The following is an 18,598-nucleotide window of genomic DNA, read 5'->3' on the forward strand; positions in this document are numbered from 1 at the left end:
GAAACGAAGTTGCAGGGGACGGCTGGTCACCGCGCTTCTGCACCACGTCAGTTGCTTCGGGAGGCATTCTTCGCGCTCAAGCGCAAGGCGGCGCCTGGGGTGGACGGCCTGACGTGGCAGGACTACGAGGGGGGCTTGGAAGATCATCTTGGATATTTTTGCCCATCCCCCGAAAATAGAAAATCTCGCCCAAAGCCTTACCAAGCTTGGCCCATCTCCTTATACAGAACAGAACGACAGGTCTTCGATCCCGAAGCGCCTGTAAAGTGTGAGCGGCGATCATTACTTGCTGCAGCCCGGTCCAGATAGCCTTTGCTCCTGGCTCGCCGTCGCCCGTGCGAGCCAGGAAGCCGCCGAGTCGCGCAATCAGTCGCAACACCTCGTTAAGCCGTGGGGACCGATCAGGGACGCGCTTTTTCGTCAGCAGATAAGCACCGCGGATTTCATCCAGATCGAGGAACAACGCTGCATCTAGATCCGGGCAGGTCCTGCCAAGCCGCATCAGGTAGGCGATGCGCCAGGCCACAATCATGAACAACGCCAGCGCACGCTCCAGTCGATCGATGGCCGACAGTTGCAGGGCTTCAATCCGGCAGCCATTCTTGAGCACATGGAAGAAGACTTGTCGGGTAAGGAACTGGCGCGGTGCGCGGCGAACCCGGCCCGTTTCCAGCCCCTCCCCATAAGAACTGATCGTGAGGTTTTCCCTCAAGCAGCTCACCCAGTGAGATTCATCGCAAGGGTTATGTGTCCTGTCGTATGGCGGCCACTTTCACGCGAACTCCTCCGCGCCCGACAGCGGGCGCATTTTCCAGTCCCAATACAGTCCCAGGACTCCGTAGAGGTACTCGTTACTCCATCGTCGCCACCCGACGCTCCTCTTCTTGCGCCGCGTTAGCAGAGTTCGGACCCATGACCTGAGGATCCTGATGCGCTTCGCGATCTTGCCCAACAGGGTTGAGTGTTGGATTGTGTCAAAGTAACGCGACAAATCCACGTCAACCACCGTCGACATGCGCCGCAGCACACTGCGTCTGACTTCCGCCAGCGCGCGGTGTGGGGACCGCTTCGGTCTTGCTCTTCGGGATCTCTACCCTGCGGTTCGGCTTGGGTTCATACCTGCCTGTTTTGAGGTCTGCCTGAATCTCCGCAAGGAATACAATGCGTCCCGATGCCTCGATGTCATTAAAAATCAGACCATCGATTCCCGGTGCACCGCCGTTCCTCTTGGCGATACGGTAGGCCTCGTCTAGGGTTTCACTCTTCGCAATATGCACGAAAAGCCCCCAGAAGCGATGGGTCTTGTCAGACTTCGCCTTGCGATATATCCGCCTTCTCAGTTCCTGCAGACTGCCGGATGCCTTTGTCATTTCATCCCTGCCTCACATTGTTGGACGGAATACTCACCGGTCCGGGCCCTTCCCTCCGGGCGCGTTTTGCTGCACGCCCATCGACAGTGTCGGGTCGGAGGAGGCGCGCTTGCGCGCTGGCCTCCGTCCGCCGCTCAAACCGTGCGTGCAGTTCTCCCGCACACGGCTTTCACAAAGATGCGCCTTCATCGCAGATTGAGTGAAGGTATCAGACCCATCTCGCTATAAAGACGTCGTTCTGGTAGCTGTTTCCAGCCCCTGCAACGCCAGCGCTTGGATCGGTGCGACCAAATGCGCCGCAAGATCCAGCATCGTTTCCATGATCGCGGCCACAATCCGTGCATCGGTTGGCGGCACGACGTAACTGGTCAGTGACGATCTTGCGCGGTGTCGGAGAGGAGTGCAGCACCCGTTGGAAAAAGCGCGTCGGAGCGATCACGGCTGAGTTGGCCTGCGGCGGGGCTCAGCCGTGATCGCCGTGAGCGTGGAACGGCATGCCCGATTCGACCGCCTTGATCAGGCCGGCCATGTTGGCAGACTCGCAAAAGCTGCCGTCCTGGTCTACAACCGGTCCGAAGTGCCCTTGATACGATACGACCACGGTGYCGCCGCGCCACCTGTGCGGGCCTTGAGCACATTGTAGGTGGCTCTTTATCCTCTTGAGGAAAGACTGATCCCAGCCTCCGCTTTGGCGCGCTCTCCAAGCCAGGCCGGCCCACGGCCGCAAATTCATGCCGCCGGCCTTTTCACCTTCCGATTGTTGTGAGGTTCGCCCACGCCGTAACCGCGCCGGAAAGGCTCCAATGCAGTAGGTGTCGCGGGTGTGGTTGAAATCAGGCGGGCGGTTTCGATGAGCAGCGGCGCCACTTCCTCGCGCAGCTTTTCTCGCGCCCAACGGCTGGCAGCCGCGGAGATGTTGATCGCCGCCACCGGACGTCCGGAGACGTTGAGCAGCGGCACTGCCAGATTGAGGTCTCCCCGGTAGTACTCTTCATACGCATAGGCGTAGCCGTTTTCCCTGACGTCGTCCAGCATGGCCATGATTTTCCCGATATCGGTTTCCGTCGTCGGCGTGTATTTGACGCGGTCGGATGCCTCCAGGATCGCCCTCGCCTCGTCTTCGCCGAGCGAGGACAGATAGGCGCGACCGGACGCGGTGCAAAATATTGGCAATCTTCGGCCCAGTGGCATATGAACAATACTGTGCGTTGGGCTTGGGAACCGCGCGATGAAAACCATCTCCAGTCCGTCGGGTTCGGACAGGTTGACGGTTTCCTTGGAACGGCGATTGAGCTCAAGCAGGTATGGATTGGCGCGGTCGATCAGCGGGCTGGATAGCAAATACCGGTAGGCGAAATTGAGCGACTTCGGTGCTAGCGAGTAGCGCTTGGTGACGGGATCCTTGCGGAGAAACCCCAGGATCTCAAGGGTGAAAGCAAACCGCTGGGCGGCGCTCTTGGTGATGCCCGCCGCCTCTGCAATCTCCCGGAGATTCATTGAAGTACGCTCGGCATCGAACGCTAGCAGCACCTCCAGGCCGGTGGAAAGCGACTGGATGAATAAGGGCGAATTCACGGTAGACATGGAAAAGCTCTTGGTTCATTAAAGGGCAGATTAGCACACAACTCAGTGCGCCTTCCGAAGCGTTGCGGGCCCCCACAATCCAGCACACGACATCTTGGCTGGGAATCAGTCAGGCGCTCTTGCCGGACCTCGTTGCTGGGATACCGCAGCTTCCCTTCGCATCGTGAGAAAAATGCCAGCCGCGATGAGTGCGGCGCTTGCAATCAGCGGCGCTGTCACCGGCTCGTTCATGAATAGCGCGCTGAGCGCAAAACCGACCATCGGCGTCAATAACAGCCATTGACCGGCGGTCGATACCGGCATCACAGACAGCACCTTGCCCCAGCACCATAGCGCCAGCGCGGTCGGAACGAGCCAGTTGAATATGACGATCGCTACCAGCCGTGCGGTCAAATGCAACGCGGCATCGCGTTCGAACAGGAGACTAAGCGCGGCGATGGGCAATGCCGAACATCCCATTTGCCACAAGGTTTGCTCCATGAAACCGGACCGCCACGCGCGCTTGCGGTACAGGCAGGAGCCGAATGCCCATGAGATTGCAGCGAGCAGGATCAGGCCGCTCCCCACCAGGGTATGGTGGTCATGCCAATTGAACGCGGCGGGATTGAAGAACACCAGGATGCCGGCGAATCCCACCGCACTTCCGGCCAGCGCGCCAGGACCGGGCCTCTCACGCAGCAACCACAGCCCCAAGGGCACCGACCACAGTTGCATGGTGTACACCAGCAATCCTGCTCGTCCGGGCGGCACGACGGTGAGGCCGATGATGGTAAAGCCGAGCATCGCCGCGATCTGGAAAAGCCCGACCACTGCCAGCGGCACGCGCTCCCCGGGTGCCGGCAACAACGATCTGCGTCGGGAGACTAGGAGAATGGCAATGAGCACCCCGGCGGCACCCACCAGCCGCACCGCGGTGAATGCAAGCGGCGGCATGTCGGCGATTGCCAGTTTCATCAGGGGATAGTTGCTGCCCCAGGCAAAGATCATGACTGCCAGCAACAAATAGGTCCTGCCAGGCGGCGGCACCTTGCCTGCCGATTGCAGCGTGGCTGGTAATGCGGCCACGGTTAGCGCGCCAAATGGTCGAGCAGCTTGTACCAGCCGGCCACCATTTGCATCACCGGCACACGCAACCCATGAAATGGGATCGGCGCGAAACGATTGTGATTCATCGGTCCCGCGTCCACCTCCCCGCCCTGCACCATCCGCGCCACCAGCTTGCCGAACAGATTGGTCAGCGCGACGCCGCGGCCGCCGCAGCCCATGGCGTAGCAGATGCGGTCGCCAACGCGCCCGAGATGCGGGAAATCATCGAGCGTCACCGCTACTTTGCCCGACCACCTGAACTCGATCGGTACATGGGCAAGCGCCGGAAACGTCTCCACCAGCTGTTGTTCGAGACCAAGGTAAATTTCCGGCGATTCATAGCCGGTGATGTCGCCGCGTCCGCCAAACAGCACCCGCTTATCCGGCAGTACCCGAAAGTAATTGACGAGATGCCGGGTATCTGTCACCAGATGCCGCTGCGGCAAGATGGTCGCGGCAATCTCGTCGGGTAGCGGTACGGTGGCAATGACCGACGTGGAAACTGGCACCACGCGCCTCTCCAGATTGACCCCGAGCTTGGCCAGATCCGTATAGGCATTGGTGGTAATCACAACCCGTTTGGCGCGGGCCTTCCCGTTCGGCGTCTGCAGCGTGACGCCGTTCGCATCCTGACGCATGTCGATGACCGGACTGCCGACAAAGATCCGAATACCCTTCCTCGCCAGCCCCGCAGCGAACCCGCGCGAATAGTTGAGTGGATGAATACCGGCCGAGCGCGGATCAAGGTAGCCGCCTGGATAGACGTCTGTGCCAACCAGTTCGCGCATTTTTATGCCGTCTAGCAGTGACGGCGTCATGTCATTCGCTTGCTCGGACAACCAGCGAATATCGGCCTCCAGCGTCCGGATTGCATTACGACTATTGGCCGCCGTGATGTGGCCGCAGCGCTTGAAATCACAGTCGATGTGGTATTCAGTGACAATTGCTTCGAGCGTATTGACGGCCTCCTGCACCAACCGATACAGGTGCAGTGCCACCTGGTTGCCATGCGTCGCGGCGATGGTCGAATACGCGTCCTTGTACCGCAGCACAGCCATGCCGCCGTTGCGCCCGCTGGCGCCCCAGCCGGCGTCATTGGCTTCGAGGATGACGCAATCGCTCCCCGCCTGATGCAGATGGTGTGCGGTTGACAAACCGCTGAAGCCGCAGCCGATGATCGCGACTTCGGTGTCGATGTCTCCCTTTAGTGCGGGGAATGCGGGCCGCGGGTTGGCGGTCGCTGCCCAGACGGATGGAGGATGATCCAGTGGTTTCATAACGCCGTGTTCAGTGATGTGAACGGATTTGCCAGGCCAGTGGTGGCTGGTGTCATGCCGGATTCAGCGGTCCGGTGAAGCCGTATCTCTCCCGCGCCGCCTCGGCACTGACCTTGCCATCGCTGACATCGGCCAGAACCCGCTCCCGAGCACGTTGTTTGGGATCGCCGTAGCCGCCGCCACCCGCGGTTTCGACCGTCAGCCGGTCGCCTTTGCGCAGTACCGTCGCGATCTTCGACGGGATGGTTTCCTCCGAGCCATCGACGCGCCGGATGATCGAGCACGCCATGGCGCCGTCGCCACCGCCGGCGATGCCTGCGGGCGCACTGAAGTGACGTTCGCCTCGATGCGAGAAGGACATCTCGCCATCCAGAACCTCATACTCGCGCACCACCCCCAGGCCGCCGCGGAACGTGCCAGGCCCACCCGAATCGCGGCGCAGCGCGACGCGATGTATGCGGATCGGCGCCTCCATTTCCATCGCCTCGGCAGGCAGGTTCATGCAGTTGGTCGCATCGGTCTCAATCACGTCCACCCCGTCGCCGCCGGCGTATGCGCCGCTGCCGCCCGCGATCAGCTCGCCGACGATGAACTTTTCGCCCGACAACTTGCGGCCGCCAAACGCCATCACCAGCAGTTCCCCTGCCGACGCGGCCGGGACGTTCTGCGGCATCACCTGCGCCAGCGCGCCGATCATGCATCCTGTGATGCGTTTGATGGTCGCGGTGCGCGCATTGACGGGTGCCGGCTCAACCGGGTTGACGATGGTTCCCTCGGGCAGACGCAGCGACAGTGGCCGGAAGCACCCGCCGTTGCTGGGAATGGATGGGTCAGTGAGTGCGCGTACCGCAAAGCACGCGGCCGCTAGCGTTCCCGAGCGTACGCAGTTCAGTGGCCCTTTCACTTGCGGGCTGGTACCCTCAAAGTCGAACTCGATGCCACCATCTTTGATGGTGACTGCAACCTCAATACGGATGGGCTTGTCCAGTTCGATTCCGTCGTTATCCAGATAATCGACGTAACGATAGGTGCCGCTCGGAATCGCCTCGAGCGCCTTGCGTGTCATGATCTCGGAGCGCGTCAGCAAATCGTGGAAAATCGCCGCAAGCATCGCTTTACCATACCCATCCGCCAGTTCCACCAGACGCCGGGCCCCGACAGTGCACGCGGCAATCTGCGCGTTGATGTCCCCCATAAAGGTGTCGGGCATGCGCACATTCTGGCGCAGAAGCCGCACCAGGGTGTCGTTGTAAACTCCTGCCTCGCGCAGCTTGAGCGGTGGAATGCGCACGCCCTCCTGGTAGATTTCGGTCGCGTTGGTCGGCACCGACCCGGCCGACATGCCGCCCACGTCTCCGTGGTGCGTCATGGCAGCGGCAAGCGCAATCACTTGGCCGCGATGCACGACCGGCGACATGATCGCGATATCGGGCAGGTGCGTGCCGCCGCAATAGGGATCGTTGAGGATATAGGTGTCACCCTCCTGCATGCTCTCGAGCGGATAGGTGTCCAGCATCGCCCTCACCGCCGGGATCAGCGTGGCCAGATGGATTGGAATCGAGCATGCCTGGGCCAGGGTCGTGCCGTCCACGGTGAACAGGCTGGCCGACGCATCCAGTCCCTCCTTGACGATGGGAGAGAACGAACTCTTGAGCAGCGTCATTTCCATTTCATTGGCGGCGCCATCCAGCTTGTTGCGCACGACTTCGACCGTGATCGGATCGAGGGTCTGGTGATGGCCGGCGGTGGTCAGAACGGATCTTTGGTTTGCGTTCATGGCGCGTTCCTTTTGATATCAGATAACCGTGATCAGCAGATTGCCGCCCTTGACGACCTCGGCTCGCCAGCCTGGCTCGATCACGATGGTGGTGTCAGTTTGTTCGATAATGGCCGGCCCTTCGATCAAGGTGCCCGAAGGTAGCGCGTGCCGTTCGTAGACCTTGGCGTCGATATAGCCACCGCCCGTGCCGACCATGATCTTGCGATCAGCCTTGCGGGTCTCACCGCTGTTCGGTACATAGTCGGCCTCCTTGATCGGCATCGCTACCGCAGCCTGGTGGATGGCACGCAGGTTGACGATCTTCGCCGGCGTTTCCGTGCTGTGCCCATAGATCCGGTCATGCGCTTCGAGAAAATCCGCATATAGCGTAGCCACGGGATCTATCGCGCTCATCGCAACAGGGATTTCCAGGTGATACGACTGGCCAATGTAGCAAACGTCAGCGTGATAAAAAATCCGGACCTTCGCTGGCGCGATCCCCTCTGCGGCCATTAATTCGCTGCACTGCGCGTCGAGCCGGGTGTACGCCTCGCGTAGCGCCTCCCGGCTGGTAGCGGCAAGCGGCTGCGGAAAGGCCGTTGACGCCTCATGCTCCACCGGCGCTTCCAGCAGACCCGTTGCCGAGAGCACCCCCGGATACAGCGGCACGAGAATGCGGCGCATACCGAGTTCGCGTGCGAGCGCGTTGGCGTGCACGGCGCCACCACCACCCAGCGGCAACAGTGCGAACTGCCGTGGATCGATGCCCCGGCCCACCGAGATCAGGCGAATGCCTTCGGCCATGTTGGCGTTCACCACGCGATGGATGCCAAGTGCGGCCTGCTCGACTGATATGCCGAGTGGCTTGGCAATATGTTTCTCGATCGCCCCCGACGCCAGTTCTGGCTGAAGCTTCAGCATGCCACCCGCAAAATAATCGGGATCGAGATAGCCGAGCACCACCGAGGCGTCCGTGACGGTGGCCTGTTCTCCTCCGCGCCCATAGCAAGCCGGGCCGGGTTCCGAGCCGGCCGAATGCGGGCCAACCTTCAGGCCGCCTGCCGCATCGATCCAGGCGATGCTGCCGCCGCCCGCACCGATGGCATTGACGTCCACCATCGGTACTCGCACCGGGAACGTGTCGATCACCCCTTCGGCAGCGATCATGGCCTTGCCACGACTGATCAACGCAATATCGGAACTGGTGCCGCCGATGTCGACCGTGATTACATCATCGATGCCAATCGACTGGCCAACCGTGCGCCCGCCGATCACGCCGGCGGCCGGCCCGGACAGGAACAAACGCACCGGCCGGCGCCTGGCCACACCCGACGAGGCAATGCCGCCGCGCGACTGCATGATCTGCAGCGGCGCGCGTACCGCGCTGCTGGCAAGATCGCGTTCCATATTTTCCAGATAGCGGTCCACCACTGGCTTTGCGTAAGCATCGAACGCCGTGACACAGGTGCGCTCGTATTCACGGAACGCAGGATCGACCTCGCACGAGATCGAGGTCATGATGTCGGGCGCGATTTCGCTGACGATTTCACGGGCGCGCAACTCGTGCGCTGGATTGAGGAATGAAAACAGGAATGAAATCGCGATGGCCTGCACTCCTGCGTCCGCGAGGTCGCGCACGGCCTGCCGCACCGATGCTTCATCAAGCGACACCAAGATGTCACCGCTAGCGGTAATGCGCTCCTTGACTTCCTTGCGCAGTGCGCCGGGCACAAGGAACGCCGGCGTCTGCGGCGTCAGTGCCAGGTCATACATGGCGCGCCGGCTCTGGCGGCCAATTTCGAGCACATCCTTGAAGCCCTCGGTCGTCAGCAGGCCCAACTTCGCGCCCTGGCGCTCGATGCTCGCGTTGGTGGCCACCGTGGTGCCGTGCACGAAGCGCTCAATTTGCGTCGGTTGCACCCCCCACTCCTCGGCCATGTAACCGATCGCACGATGCACCCCCTCGCTCGGGTTGGCGCGCGTGGTGGGGATTTTTACCAACCTAAAGCCGCCGTCGGTGCCACGGCATACCACGTCAGTAAAGGTGCCACCGATATCTACGCCGATTTCGAATCTGGTATCGCTGTTGTGCTTGGTGCTTTTCATATTGAGCTAGCCTCTGTCTCAAAGAACCGCTGTCTGACAATTCGCATGTCGATCGATGCCGGTTGTTTGTTATCGGGCAGGAAACACAAGCATGTCAGCAGCGTTCCAGCCGATACGCACCGTGTCCCCCGAATTCACTGCGACGCCGCCATGCGTCCCGCTTTGTGCCGCGACAGTCAACTGACCATGAGTCGTTTCCAGATACACAGAGATCTGGTCACCGGTGAAAATCACTTCGGAGACCCGTCCCTCGGCGAGGCCGGTGTAGCCGTTCACGCCGGCACCAGGTGGGAGCAGCGCGATTTTCTCGGGCCGCAGCGTGGCGACAATGGCATCGCCCACCCCAAGGCTCGCGTTGTCCTTGGCCGTATAGATATCCTCGCGACCTTCCAGGCGCACCAGCGAATGTCCGGATTCACGCCCGACCAGGCGGCCCGGCACTCGATTCATGCGACCGATGAACTCAGCCACGAACAGCGTTTGCGGTGCGTTGTAGATGATCTGGGGCGGATCGAATTGCTCCACCCGGCCACCATTCATGACGGCAATGCGATCGGCCATGGTGAGCGCTTCTTGCTGATCGTGCGTGACGAAAATCGTGGTAATGCGCAAGCGCTTCTGTAATTGCCTCAGCTCGATCTGCATGGACTCGCGCAGTTTCGCGTCGAGCGCGCTGAATGGTTCGTCGAGCAGCAATACGGTCGGATTCGTGATGATGGCGCGCGCGAGCGCGACCCGCTGTTGCTGTCCGCCGGAAAGTTGAGCCGGAACCCGGTCGGCGTAAGCACGCATGCGAACCAGCTCCAGGCTCTCGTCGGCGCGTCGCGTCATCTCGTCCTTGGACACGCCGCGCATCCGCAATCCGAAGGCGACGTTCTGTCGTACCGTCATGTGCGGAAACAGCGCGTAGCTCTGGAATACCATGCCAAGATCGCGCTGGTATACCGGGTCGGCGAGAATCGAGCGGCCATCAATCCGGATGTCGCCGCCGGACGGCGACACCAAGCCGGCAATGCTGCGCAGGATCGTGGTCTTGCCGCAGCCCGACGGGCCAAGCAGCGCGACGAATTCTCCCGGCGGCACGTCGAGGTCAACACCTGCGACCGCGGCATGATCCTGATAGCGTTTCTGCAGCCCGGAGATGATCAGATGACCGGAGCGAAGCGAGGAAGATGTGGAGCTTGTAGTGACCATCATTCAGTAGCCATCATTGATTTCAACGAGACGGGAACATGAGGTTCCGGACGCCGAAAAATCGTTCCAGGATAAGCAGTGTGATAACCACGATGACGATCTGGATCGTTGAGATCGCCGCAACCGCCGGGTCGTAGTTGTAGACTAGGTAACTCAAAATCGACACCGGTAGCGTCGTGGTGTCAGTGTTGGTGAGCAGCAGCGCGATCGGCACTTCGTCGAACGACATCAGGAACGCGAAAATCGCGCCGGCCAGAATGCCGGGTCGGATCATCGGCAGCGTCACATACCAGAAGGTCCGGATTGGCCCCGCACCATGAACCAGCGCGGCATGCTCGATTTCCTGGCCGATGCCGGCATAGACCCCAAACACCGTGCGCATGATGTAGGGAACGATGATCACCGTATGCCCCGCGACCAGGGCGATGAACGAGCCGCCAAGACCGATGCGGGCGGTAAAGAACAGCAAGCCCGCAGCGAGAATGACGGTGGGTAAGCTCAACGGCGAGAGCAACAAGATTTGGATCTCGCGCGCGCCGCGCACCGGATAGCGCACCAGCACAAGTGCCGCGGGCACGGCCAGCACGGCAGCCAGTAGCGTGGCCACGCAACCTAACTGGAAGCTATTCCACAATGGCAGTACAAATGTCGGATCCGACAGCACTTTATCGAACCAACGCAACGACAGGCCGGGCGGCGGAAACGTCACGAACTCCGATGGCGTTAGCGCGACTGTGACCACCACTAGCACTGGCGCCAGCAGGAACACGATCATCACGACGAGGTACAACTTGAGTGGCAGACTGTGGCTCATGCGTTTGCTCCCGGCGTGGAGCGCAGCAGGCGCGCCTGCAGCCAAAGGATGGCGAGCACCACCGCCAGCAGAATGATGCCAAGTGCGGCGGCCGAATGCCAATCCGAAGCTACGGTCAAACGCTGGTAGATCAGCAGCGGCAGCAGCATGGTCGAATTGTTCCCGATCAACATCACCGTGACGAAACTTCCAATGGTGAGCGTGAATGTGAGAATCGCGCCCGTGATCACGCCTTCGATGCTCAACGGCAAGGTGACGTGATAAAACACGCGGGCCGAAGATGCGCCTAGTACCTGAGCCGCTTCCGCCAGCCGGGCATCAAGCGTCTCCAGCGTGCTGGCGACGGCGAGCACCATGAAAGGCAGCAGCACATGGACCATCGCGATGGTGACGCCTGTCCAGGTGTACATCAGTTCGACGGTGGGCAGCCCCACGGCGCGCAGCACAGTGTTGATCACGCCACTGCCGCCTAGGATGACCATCCAGCCGAAGGAACGCACCACCACGTTCACCAACAGCGGTGCCACCAACACGAAAATCAATACTGCCTTCCATGTGCCCTGGGTACGCGCAATCGCATAGGCCATCGGATAACCCGTGAGCAGACACAAGACCGTGACGACCACGCCCAGCAAGATCGTCTGACCCAGCACCTTGAGGTAATACACATCGCCCAGCACCTTGGTGTACTGCGCCAGCGTGAGCACGTCGCTGCCAGGTATCTTGAGACTTTCTTGCAGATTGAACAGTACTGGCCCGACGAAAAAAACGAGCAGAAACAGCATAATGGGCGCCAGCAAGGCAAGCGGTATCCATCCCTTGCCAGCCCCAGTGTCGGATGCGTTCGTCGCAGCTCCAGTATCAGCGGTGAGTTGCGCGGTCTTCATGAGCACTCTGTTCCCCTGTTAGCGGATTTCTTTGTTCCAGCGCTCGATCCAGCCGGGAATCTTGTCGAAGATTTCTTTGTACGGCGGAATCACGACCATGCTGGCTGGAGTCACCTTGTCTTTGATTTCGGGGTTGTACACCACGTTCTTGTTCGTGATGGCGTAAAGCGCGGTCTGCGCGTGACCCAATTGACCCTGCGGCGACAACACGCAGTTCACGTATTCCCACGCGATGTCCGGCGCGTTCTTCACTTTTGATACCAGCACCGAACCGGCAATCGTGTTGGGCTTCGGTACATAGAACCCAGCCCACGTGTTGCCTTTGTCAATGAAGGCATGCGCCCGGCCATCCCAGTAGACGAGGATATCGACTTCCTTCGTGCCGAACAGGTTGAGCGCCTCCACCGGGGTGTTCCAGAACTTCACCACATAGGGCTGCATCGCCTTGAGCTTCTGAAATGCCATATCGACGTTGCCTCCGTATTGCTGCGCCACGAACCAAATGAACTCGGGGCCCCAGGTGTAGGTGCCCGCAGGCCAGCCGACCTTCTTGCCGTACTTGCCGGCGATGATGTTTTCGATCAGATCTTTCCAGCTGGTGGGCGGGTCTTTCAGCGCACTCTTGTTGTACATGAGTCCCATCGCACCAAAGTTCTGCACCACGGAAAAGTCATCCCATGGTTTGTGGAAAGCGTCCGGTATGTCTTTGAAATTCGGCACCCGCTCAGGCGTTATCTTATCGAACAATCCTTCCCGGCCTGCCCGGAAACTGTCGGCCTCCGCCAGCGTGATCACATCGATCGATGGTTTGCTCGGATTGGCGCGCACCCGGTTCAGCCAGTCTGCGGACTCTCCGGTCAGAATGTCTACCTTGACGCCGGTCTTCTTCTCGAAGCAACTGGCAAAGTTCTTTTTGACCGATTCGCTCCAGATCCCGCCATAGGCGGTCACCACGATCTTGTCAGGTTTTTGTTGAGCATAAGCCTGCGATGCCGCAAAAATGCCGGCGCAAAATGCCATGCCACCCATCACGCTGAACCAACGTCGAATAGCCGCTTGCATCATCCTCTCCCCCACGTCGATTAAAGCTGCTGCCACACAGCACACGAGCGCGCTGCCCTGTCCAGTACTGCTGGTTAGAATGGAGACAGGCGGGAGGCCCGGTCGGCGGCTATCATTCGTATCTCTATGCGATACGAATGTATTTAATATCGATACGTTAGTCTAGGTCGCCTGTACGACTTGTCAAGAAAATTTTGGGAGATTCTTTGTGATGGCAGTCTGGCAGACGGCTCATTCGCCTCTCGCGCGAAAGGCTGAACGTAGCCCCCGCTTTGGCGCACTGTCCTCGCGCGTTTGCCTTGGGGCCACTAGCGCGTCCGGCTAGTCGGCCAATTGCCTCGCCGTTGCGCGGCGCGGATCTGCGCGACGAAATCCACAGGATCGCTTGCCCCGCCTCGGACATCTCCGGTTCGAAAGACCTGCCCACGCCGCACTGAAACGGCGCCTACCTGGCACAAACGATCACGGCAGCGCGCTATGTGGAAGCCGCCCATATTTCGGATGTTGAGCAGTCGCGCGCCTTCAGCCAGGCCGTCCTGGAGTTCCTTCTGGCTCCGAAGGGTAAGCGGCGGAGCCAATCCCGCGTCAGGGCAACGTCCGGCAGTTGCACCCCGCCAAACGCGCTGTGCGCTGGGCGTGGCCAAATTCGAGGGCGCCTCCTATGACGCAGGGGTTGGAGCCGCAAATCCTACGATTCGCCGCTCAGGTGGGTACCAACGCTTGAAATTGCGTATGTCCTGGCCATTGAGAACGGCACATCTCAGCTGCAGCAATGCATTTGCTCCCGGCATCGACCAGCGCATGTACCCCTTTGCTCTTCATGCGCTGGCCAATGACGCAGTCGACCACGGGCTCCGCCCCTTCCCTTGATATTGGCAGCCTTTGCGCTCGTCGTTGTTCATAGTTGCCGAGGTAGCGCGAGCAACCTCGCAGATAGCAGATCAGACGCCTCAGTGGACCGAGCCCGACTCAATCCATGTCGCGTCGCAGCGATTTCAGTCTCTCCAGGCAGCGCGACTGTTGACCGTGCCACAACAGCCACTCGCTTTGATTCAAGACCAGCATCTGGAGCTGTTGCAGCAGTTCGCGTCTCTCGCAGATCAACAAGCCCAGGCCGGATGACGGTGCGTAATCGGCTTTGCGCTCTATCATCCCGACCGTAATGACCCAGAGGGTTGCGTTCCCTCCCTTTCGGTTCCCCGATAGACTCAGTATGCAATGCTTCTGCCCCACTCCCAGATCGTCCGCGACGACGTGTAGGTGTAGCCGTTCGGATGAAACTACACCTCGATCGCTGCGACGATCTGCCCGTCCTCCACCGAATCGCCTTCCTTCACCAGCAGCTCCACGATCCGCCCTTTGTCAGTGCTGGCAATCGGGATTTCCATCTTCATCGACTCCAAGATCAGGATCGGCGCATCTTCCTGCACTGTGTCGCCTACGGACGAATGGATTTTCCAGACTGTTCCAGTGACTTCCGAAAGAATGTTGATATGTGCCATTTGTTTCCCCGCTTACATTGTTTTGGTTGCTCTGATTGACAAATGACGTTGCTGCTCCGGTATTGGCCCGGTCTTGCATCTCAGGATCGCGCCGTCTGCTTCGGCTTCAGCAATTCGCCCTAACCGCTCAAGAAACTCAGCCACTTCAGCGGGTAGCTCCTCCATACGCCGCCTGAAGGCTGCGAGTCTTTCCCTTAAGTCGCCATTGATGGCGGCACATCGAACCTGCGCCAGTAGGTGGGCTCCCCGCGGCGACCATCGCATCTGTTGCCGTTTGCACATGCGGTGGTTAAGAATCTGATTGACCGCCGACTCAGCCATAGCTGTTGAAATCGGTCGGCCGTCGCGATGCCGCTTTCCGACATAAGCTCTAAGGGCATCGGAAACCGTTCGAAGCGCGCGAGCGCTTCCTGAATCCGGGTGCCTTCCCGCCGCTGTGTCACCCATGTTCATTTCTGTACCGCGAGCCTGCGTTGCCGACGCTCCGCCTTCAAGTCGATCGCGGCGACAACCTCGTCGCCTGCAAGCACCGGCAGCGCGAAGTAACCGAGCAGGCGCTTTTCCACAGGTACGTAAATCGGCCTCGCACCGGTGCTCGTAACCGAAAAACTGCCATTCCATTGCGGAATAACGGATATTCTCCCCGCAGCGCTACCGCTGCGTGTCCACCGGTTGTTTAATTCGGCCAACGGAGCAATCAGCTCCGGCATGTATTTCAACTTGAGGAGCAGACAGTGTCGAGATTGAAAAACAAGGTGGCACTTGTGACCGGCGGTACCAGCGGCATTGGCCTCGCGACTGCGCAACGGTTTGTTGCCGAAGGTGCCTTTGTCTATATTTTTGCGCGCCGCAAGGAAGAACTTGAAAAGACCGCAGCCATGCTCGGTGCGAACGCCGCGACGGTGAGCGGAGACGTGCGCAACCTCGGCGATCTGGACCAGCTATATGGAAAGATCGCGGCGGACGGCAGGAAGCTGGATATCGTTGTCGCAAACGTTGGGGCTGTCAACAGCGTGAAGCTCGGCGACGTCACGATCGACAGCTTCAACCACAACTTCGAGGTCAATGCGCGGGGCGTGCTGTTCACCGTGCAAAAGGCGCTCCCGCTGCTGAATAACGGTGCGTCGATCATCCTGACGAGCACGATCGCGTCGCTGCGCGGTTTCCCGGGCCGAAGCGCCTATGCAGCGTCTAAGACGGCGTTGCGGTCGTACGCGCGTACGTGGACGATGGAGTTGAAGGACCGGGGGATCCGGGTCAACACAATCACGCCGGGTCCGTGCGACACGCCGCTGATCGACGCTGAGACGAAATCGCCGGAGGAGGCTGCGGCAGTGCGCGCGAAGCACGCTGCCAATATCCCGCTCGGCCGGATGGCGCGGCCGGACGAGATCGCGGCCGCGATGCTGTTCCTGGCGTCCGACGACAGCAGCTTCGTCGCCGGCAGCGAGCTGCTGGTCGATGGCGGCATGTGCTCCGTCTGACCCCGTCCAGGCGATCACTTCAAGTTCCGCGACAATCGTCTGACGCGCCGTCCAATCGAGGGCCCGCGCGTCATGGCCTATTTTGAATGAGGACTGCTATGCAGAAGCTTCAAGGAAAAGTCGCTGTCGTCACGGGCGGTAGTAGCGGTATAGGTCTCGCCACCGCCAAGCGCTTCGTCGATGAAGGTGCGTTCGTCTACATCACCGGCCGCCGCCAGACGGAACTCGACAAGGCGGTATCCCTGATCGGACGCAGCGTCGCCGCAGTGCAGGGTGACGTGTCCAACCTGGCTGACCTCGATCGGCTCTACGCCAAGGTAGCCGGCGAGAAGGGCACGATCGATGTCCTCTTCGCCGGGGCGGGCATCGTCGACCCTCAGCCGCTCGCCGAAACGACGGAGGAAAAGCCTTTGCGATCAACACGCGGGGTCTGGAATTCACTGTCAAGAAGGACTGCCGCTTCTGAATGACCGCGGGGCGATCATCGTGATCACATCGATCGCGGAGAACAAGGGCATCCCCGGCTTCACTGCCTACAGCGCGACCAAGGCGGCAGTACGCTCCTTCGTCCGCACGTGGACGGCCGAGCTGAAGGACCGCCGCATCCGGGTCAATGCGATCTGCCCGGACCCGATCGATACGCCGATTTTCGACCAGCAGGTGCCGACCAAGGAGGGGGCTGACCAGGCCCGCGCCCGGTTCGCGGGCGGCGGTCCCGTTCGGGCGACTCGGCCGCCCTGAGGAGATCGCATCCGCCGCCTTGTTCCTTGCGTCTGACGAAGCAAGTTTCATCGCAGGCGTAGACCTCCCGGTCGATGGCGGCATGAGCGCGATTTGAGATTGGCGGCTGCCGCCCTCGGCAATCACTTTGCTCAGGGCGGCGGCTGACGCGGACGCCGGCGCGGCAAGCGGCAAGCGGGAAGCGGGAAGCAGCGTACAGTGAAGTATAGTGGACTGAAATTCGTCACACCGGCGCAGCGCCACAGTGGCATAGCCCCGGCGGTGCTGGCGAACCGTGAAGCGGTCTATGCTGAGGCTAAGGCCAGAACGCCTGCGCGTTGGTCAGGGCCGACGCGGGACTGGAGTTTGGCGGACGAAGTCTGGCTCAATCCGGAGCGGATTGCGCCGGCAGAACTAAAGCAGGTTGCGTGAGGTGACGTGACAACTACGTTGACAAACGCCGACACCAGCACCGGCCAACGAACAAATTAACCGTGACATCCTCGCTGCAAGCCAGGGCGCCTGACGAAATCGGCCTCCCCCAACTTTTGCACGCTCTCCTTCACGGCTAGCAACTGACGATTTGCACCAGCAGCCGTGGCGATCCATTATGGGGAACTCGCTGCTCGGAAATCACTCTCGGCTTCTTCCTCCGTGGCCCCGCTCAGCACTCTGGGGGGCTACCCCAAATCCGTTCACCTAAACCCATCCGTGCGCTTGAGCGCCTTCACGGGTGCGCAATCGGACGGCAGATCAAGCAGTCGGTGGTGGATCGAGGACCCGGGTAGCACAGCGGACCCGCTACCGTTGGCGCCGCGGCAGTCTCGCCCACAATCGGCGCAGCGGTAGCGGAGTCAGCCGCTCGAAATCGCGAAGCAGTTCATGCGATCCGGCTTCTGCCATCGCGCCGAACGTCGTACAGCGCAAGGTCACCACCCTACCGTGGCTAGCAACTGACGATTCGTACCAGCAGCCGTGGCGATCCATTATCGAGGCCTGCTGCTCGGAATTCCCTCTCGGCTTCTTCCTCCGTAGCCCCGCTCAGCACTCTGGGTGGCCACCCCAAATCCGTTCATCTAAACCCATCTGTGCGCTTGGGTGCCTTCACGGGTGCGCATTCGGACGGCAGATCAAGCAGTCGGTGGTGGTAGTGTGCCGTCCGAACTGATCAACCAGCGCGACAAAGTGGTGCAGAAGGGCGAACACCCGCTGATGGATTCCGCGGAGGCCATCATGATGATCGTGCCGGATTCTCATCGTCAAGACGGCGTTTCGATGCCGGGCTATGCGGCGGCGGCGGATACTACGATCACAAGCGTCGACAGTCTGCGCTTCGAACGCCTTCACGCGTGAAGTGTAGTAAAGAACCGCTGCACGTCCTTGCCGACAGTCTTCACTATGCCGGCGGCATCTTTTCCCGGTGCGAATGGTCGTTCCGGCAGTATTTGATACTGCCCGCGAACGACCAGCAGGTCGGGGTAGTTCACCGCTGCAGCCTTTACCTCTGACGTCCTGCCAGCAGCCCACCGTGCGCAGCAATTTGCGTATCCGGTCGCGGTGCTGCATCGCTTCCTTTTGTAGCTCGCCCCGGTCCCGTACAAGGTGGCGTTGTTGCATTAATCGAATCTGAAGGCAAAGTGGCTCCCGTGATCCAAAAATCAGGCGATGCGGACGGAATTCGGGCGTGCGAGAACCGCCATGCGGTTAAGCACGCCTACGCGGATCGCTACTTCTGTCGCTTGCGAGCCGATGC

15 protein-coding genes and 6 pseudogenes are annotated in these 18,598 nt (G+C 60.5%); 4 read left to right on the forward strand and 17 right to left on the reverse strand.

Going from position 1 to position 18,598, the window contains the following annotated elements; all coding sequences use genetic code 11:
* Nucleotides 1-283: 283 nt before the first annotated feature.
* From AC1DQ3_RS15270 to AC1DQ3_RS15340, 15 genes and pseudogenes are all read right to left on the reverse strand, one after another.
* A pseudogene (locus AC1DQ3_RS15270) lies at nucleotides 284-619 on the reverse strand (IS4 family transposase); the annotation flags it as partial.
* A 379-nt stretch (nucleotides 620-998) separates the two neighbouring features.
* Entirely contained in the window at nucleotides 999-1,370 is a 372-nt protein-coding gene (locus AC1DQ3_RS15275) for a hypothetical protein (RefSeq protein WP_477121009.1), read from the reverse strand.
* A gap of 358 nt (nucleotides 1,371-1,728) precedes the next feature.
* A pseudogene (locus AC1DQ3_RS15280) lies at nucleotides 1,729-1,803 on the reverse strand (IS6 family transposase); the annotation flags it as partial.
* 296 nt (nucleotides 1,804-2,099) lie between these two features.
* Complete coding sequence (locus AC1DQ3_RS15285) at nucleotides 2,100-2,954, reverse strand: IclR family transcriptional regulator (RefSeq protein WP_477121010.1); 855 nt, start codon at nucleotides 2,952-2,954, stop codon at nucleotides 2,100-2,102.
* A gap of 105 nt (nucleotides 2,955-3,059) precedes the next feature.
* Nucleotides 3,060-3,953: a DMT family transporter gene (locus AC1DQ3_RS15290; protein WP_477121011.1), complete on the reverse strand. Its 894-nt coding sequence runs from the start codon at nucleotides 3,951-3,953 to the stop codon at nucleotides 3,060-3,062.
* 68 nt (nucleotides 3,954-4,021) lie between these two features.
* Nucleotides 4,022-5,317, reverse strand: a complete 1,296-nt coding sequence (locus tag AC1DQ3_RS15295) for an NAD(P)/FAD-dependent oxidoreductase (RefSeq protein ID WP_477121012.1) — start codon at nucleotides 5,315-5,317, stop codon at nucleotides 4,022-4,024.
* 52 nt (nucleotides 5,318-5,369) lie between these two features.
* On the reverse strand, nucleotides 5,370-7,094 hold the full coding sequence (locus tag AC1DQ3_RS15300; protein ID WP_477121013.1) for a hydantoinase B/oxoprolinase family protein: 1,725 nt from the start codon (nucleotides 7,092-7,094) through the stop codon (nucleotides 5,370-5,372).
* Nucleotides 7,095-7,112: 18 nt separating this feature from the next.
* Nucleotides 7,113-9,182 (reverse strand): hydantoinase/oxoprolinase family protein, encoded by a 2,070-nt coding sequence (locus tag AC1DQ3_RS15305; RefSeq protein WP_477121014.1) that lies wholly within the window; start codon nucleotides 9,180-9,182, stop codon nucleotides 7,113-7,115.
* Nucleotides 9,183-9,251: 69 nt separating this feature from the next.
* Nucleotides 9,252-10,379, reverse strand: coding sequence for an ABC transporter ATP-binding protein (locus AC1DQ3_RS15310; protein ID WP_477121015.1), 1,128 nt, complete (start codon nucleotides 10,377-10,379; stop codon nucleotides 9,252-9,254).
* A 19-nt stretch (nucleotides 10,380-10,398) separates the two neighbouring features.
* Nucleotides 10,399-11,190 carry an ABC transporter permease gene (locus tag AC1DQ3_RS15315; protein WP_477121016.1) on the reverse strand — a complete coding sequence of 264 codons (792 nt, stop codon included), beginning with the start codon at nucleotides 11,188-11,190 and terminating at the stop codon, nucleotides 10,399-10,401.
* Nucleotides 11,187-12,077: an ABC transporter permease gene (locus tag AC1DQ3_RS15320; protein ID WP_477121017.1), complete on the reverse strand. Its 891-nt coding sequence runs from the start codon at nucleotides 12,075-12,077 to the stop codon at nucleotides 11,187-11,189. The genes AC1DQ3_RS15315 and AC1DQ3_RS15320 overlap by 4 nt, the downstream gene beginning before the upstream one ends.
* Nucleotides 12,078-12,095: 18 nt before the next feature.
* Nucleotides 12,096-13,142, reverse strand: coding sequence for an extracellular solute-binding protein (locus AC1DQ3_RS15325; protein ID WP_477121018.1), 1,047 nt, complete (start codon nucleotides 13,140-13,142; stop codon nucleotides 12,096-12,098).
* Between the two features lie 1,277 nt (nucleotides 13,143-14,419).
* Nucleotides 14,420-14,641, reverse strand: coding sequence for an acyl-CoA carboxylase biotin carboxyl carrier protein subunit (locus AC1DQ3_RS15330; protein ID WP_477121019.1), 222 nt, complete (start codon nucleotides 14,639-14,641; stop codon nucleotides 14,420-14,422).
* A 12-nt stretch (nucleotides 14,642-14,653) separates the two neighbouring features.
* Nucleotides 14,654-15,001: pseudogene (locus tag AC1DQ3_RS15335) on the reverse strand (hypothetical protein); the annotation flags it as partial.
* Nucleotides 15,002-15,090: 89 nt separating this feature from the next.
* Complete coding sequence (locus AC1DQ3_RS15340; protein WP_477121020.1) at nucleotides 15,091-15,351, reverse strand: hypothetical protein; 261 nt, start codon at nucleotides 15,349-15,351, stop codon at nucleotides 15,091-15,093.
* 24 nt (nucleotides 15,352-15,375) lie between these two features.
* Between AC1DQ3_RS15340 and AC1DQ3_RS15345 the strand changes: the two genes are divergently transcribed.
* From AC1DQ3_RS15345 to AC1DQ3_RS15360, 4 genes and pseudogenes are all read left to right on the forward strand, one after another.
* Nucleotides 15,376-16,125 (forward strand): SDR family NAD(P)-dependent oxidoreductase, encoded by a 750-nt coding sequence (locus tag AC1DQ3_RS15345; RefSeq protein WP_477121021.1) that lies wholly within the window; start codon nucleotides 15,376-15,378, stop codon nucleotides 16,123-16,125.
* 98 nt (nucleotides 16,126-16,223) lie between these two features.
* Nucleotides 16,224-16,963, forward strand: a pseudogene (locus AC1DQ3_RS15350) (SDR family NAD(P)-dependent oxidoreductase).
* 104 nt (nucleotides 16,964-17,067) lie between these two features.
* Nucleotides 17,068-17,277: pseudogene (locus AC1DQ3_RS15355) on the forward strand (IS3 family transposase); the annotation flags it as partial.
* Between the two features lie 720 nt (nucleotides 17,278-17,997).
* Nucleotides 17,998-18,198: a hypothetical protein gene (locus AC1DQ3_RS15360; protein WP_477121022.1), complete on the forward strand. Its 201-nt coding sequence runs from the start codon at nucleotides 17,998-18,000 to the stop codon at nucleotides 18,196-18,198.
* On the opposite strand, the gene AC1DQ3_RS15365 is transcribed toward AC1DQ3_RS15360, so the two are convergent.
* Both AC1DQ3_RS15365 and AC1DQ3_RS15370 read right to left on the reverse strand, forming a co-directional pair.
* Nucleotides 18,189-18,332 carry an alcohol dehydrogenase catalytic domain-containing protein gene (locus AC1DQ3_RS15365; protein ID WP_477121023.1) on the reverse strand — a complete coding sequence of 48 codons (144 nt, stop codon included), beginning with the start codon at nucleotides 18,330-18,332 and terminating at the stop codon, nucleotides 18,189-18,191. The genes AC1DQ3_RS15360 and AC1DQ3_RS15365 overlap by 10 nt on opposite strands.
* A pseudogene (locus AC1DQ3_RS15370) lies at nucleotides 18,319-18,453 on the reverse strand (IS110 family RNA-guided transposase); the annotation flags it as partial. The gene AC1DQ3_RS15365 and the pseudogene AC1DQ3_RS15370, both read right to left, overlap by 14 nt.
* Nucleotides 18,454-18,598: the final 145 nt, after the last annotated feature.

The sequence above is a fragment of the Cupriavidus sp. 01T418 genome (assembly GCF_056398885.1).

Excerpts from the sequence above, each read along its gene's own strand:
- AC1DQ3_RS15320 (WP_477121017.1), bottom strand. The coding sequence starts at position 12,077 with ATGAAGACCGCGCAACTCACCGCTGATACTGGAGCTGCGACGAACGCA.
- AC1DQ3_RS15315 (WP_477121016.1), bottom strand. The coding sequence starts at position 11,190 with ATGAGCCACAGTCTGCCACTCAAGTTGTACCTCGTCGTGATGATCGTG.
- AC1DQ3_RS15275 (WP_477121009.1), bottom strand. The coding sequence starts at position 1,370 with ATGACAAAGGCATCCGGCAGTCTGCAGGAACTGAGAAGGCGGATATAT.
- AC1DQ3_RS15340 (WP_477121020.1), bottom strand. The coding sequence starts at position 15,351 with ATGCCGGAGCTGATTGCTCCGTTGGCCGAATTAAACAACCGGTGGACA.
- AC1DQ3_RS15305 (WP_477121014.1), bottom strand. The coding sequence starts at position 9,182 with ATGAAAAGCACCAAGCACAACAGCGATACCAGATTCGAAATCGGCGTA.
- AC1DQ3_RS15285 (WP_477121010.1), bottom strand. The coding sequence starts at position 2,954 with ATGTCTACCGTGAATTCGCCCTTATTCATCCAGTCGCTTTCCACCGGC.
- AC1DQ3_RS15295 (WP_477121012.1), bottom strand. The coding sequence starts at position 5,317 with ATGAAACCACTGGATCATCCTCCATCCGTCTGGGCAGCGACCGCCAAC.
- AC1DQ3_RS15330 (WP_477121019.1), bottom strand. The coding sequence starts at position 14,641 with ATGGCACATATCAACATTCTTTCGGAAGTCACTGGAACAGTCTGGAAA.
- AC1DQ3_RS15325 (WP_477121018.1), bottom strand. The coding sequence starts at position 13,142 with ATGATGCAAGCGGCTATTCGACGTTGGTTCAGCGTGATGGGTGGCATG.
- AC1DQ3_RS15310 (WP_477121015.1), bottom strand. The coding sequence starts at position 10,379 with ATGATGGTCACTACAAGCTCCACATCTTCCTCGCTTCGCTCCGGTCAT.
- AC1DQ3_RS15300 (WP_477121013.1), bottom strand. The coding sequence starts at position 7,094 with ATGAACGCAAACCAAAGATCCGTTCTGACCACCGCCGGCCATCACCAG.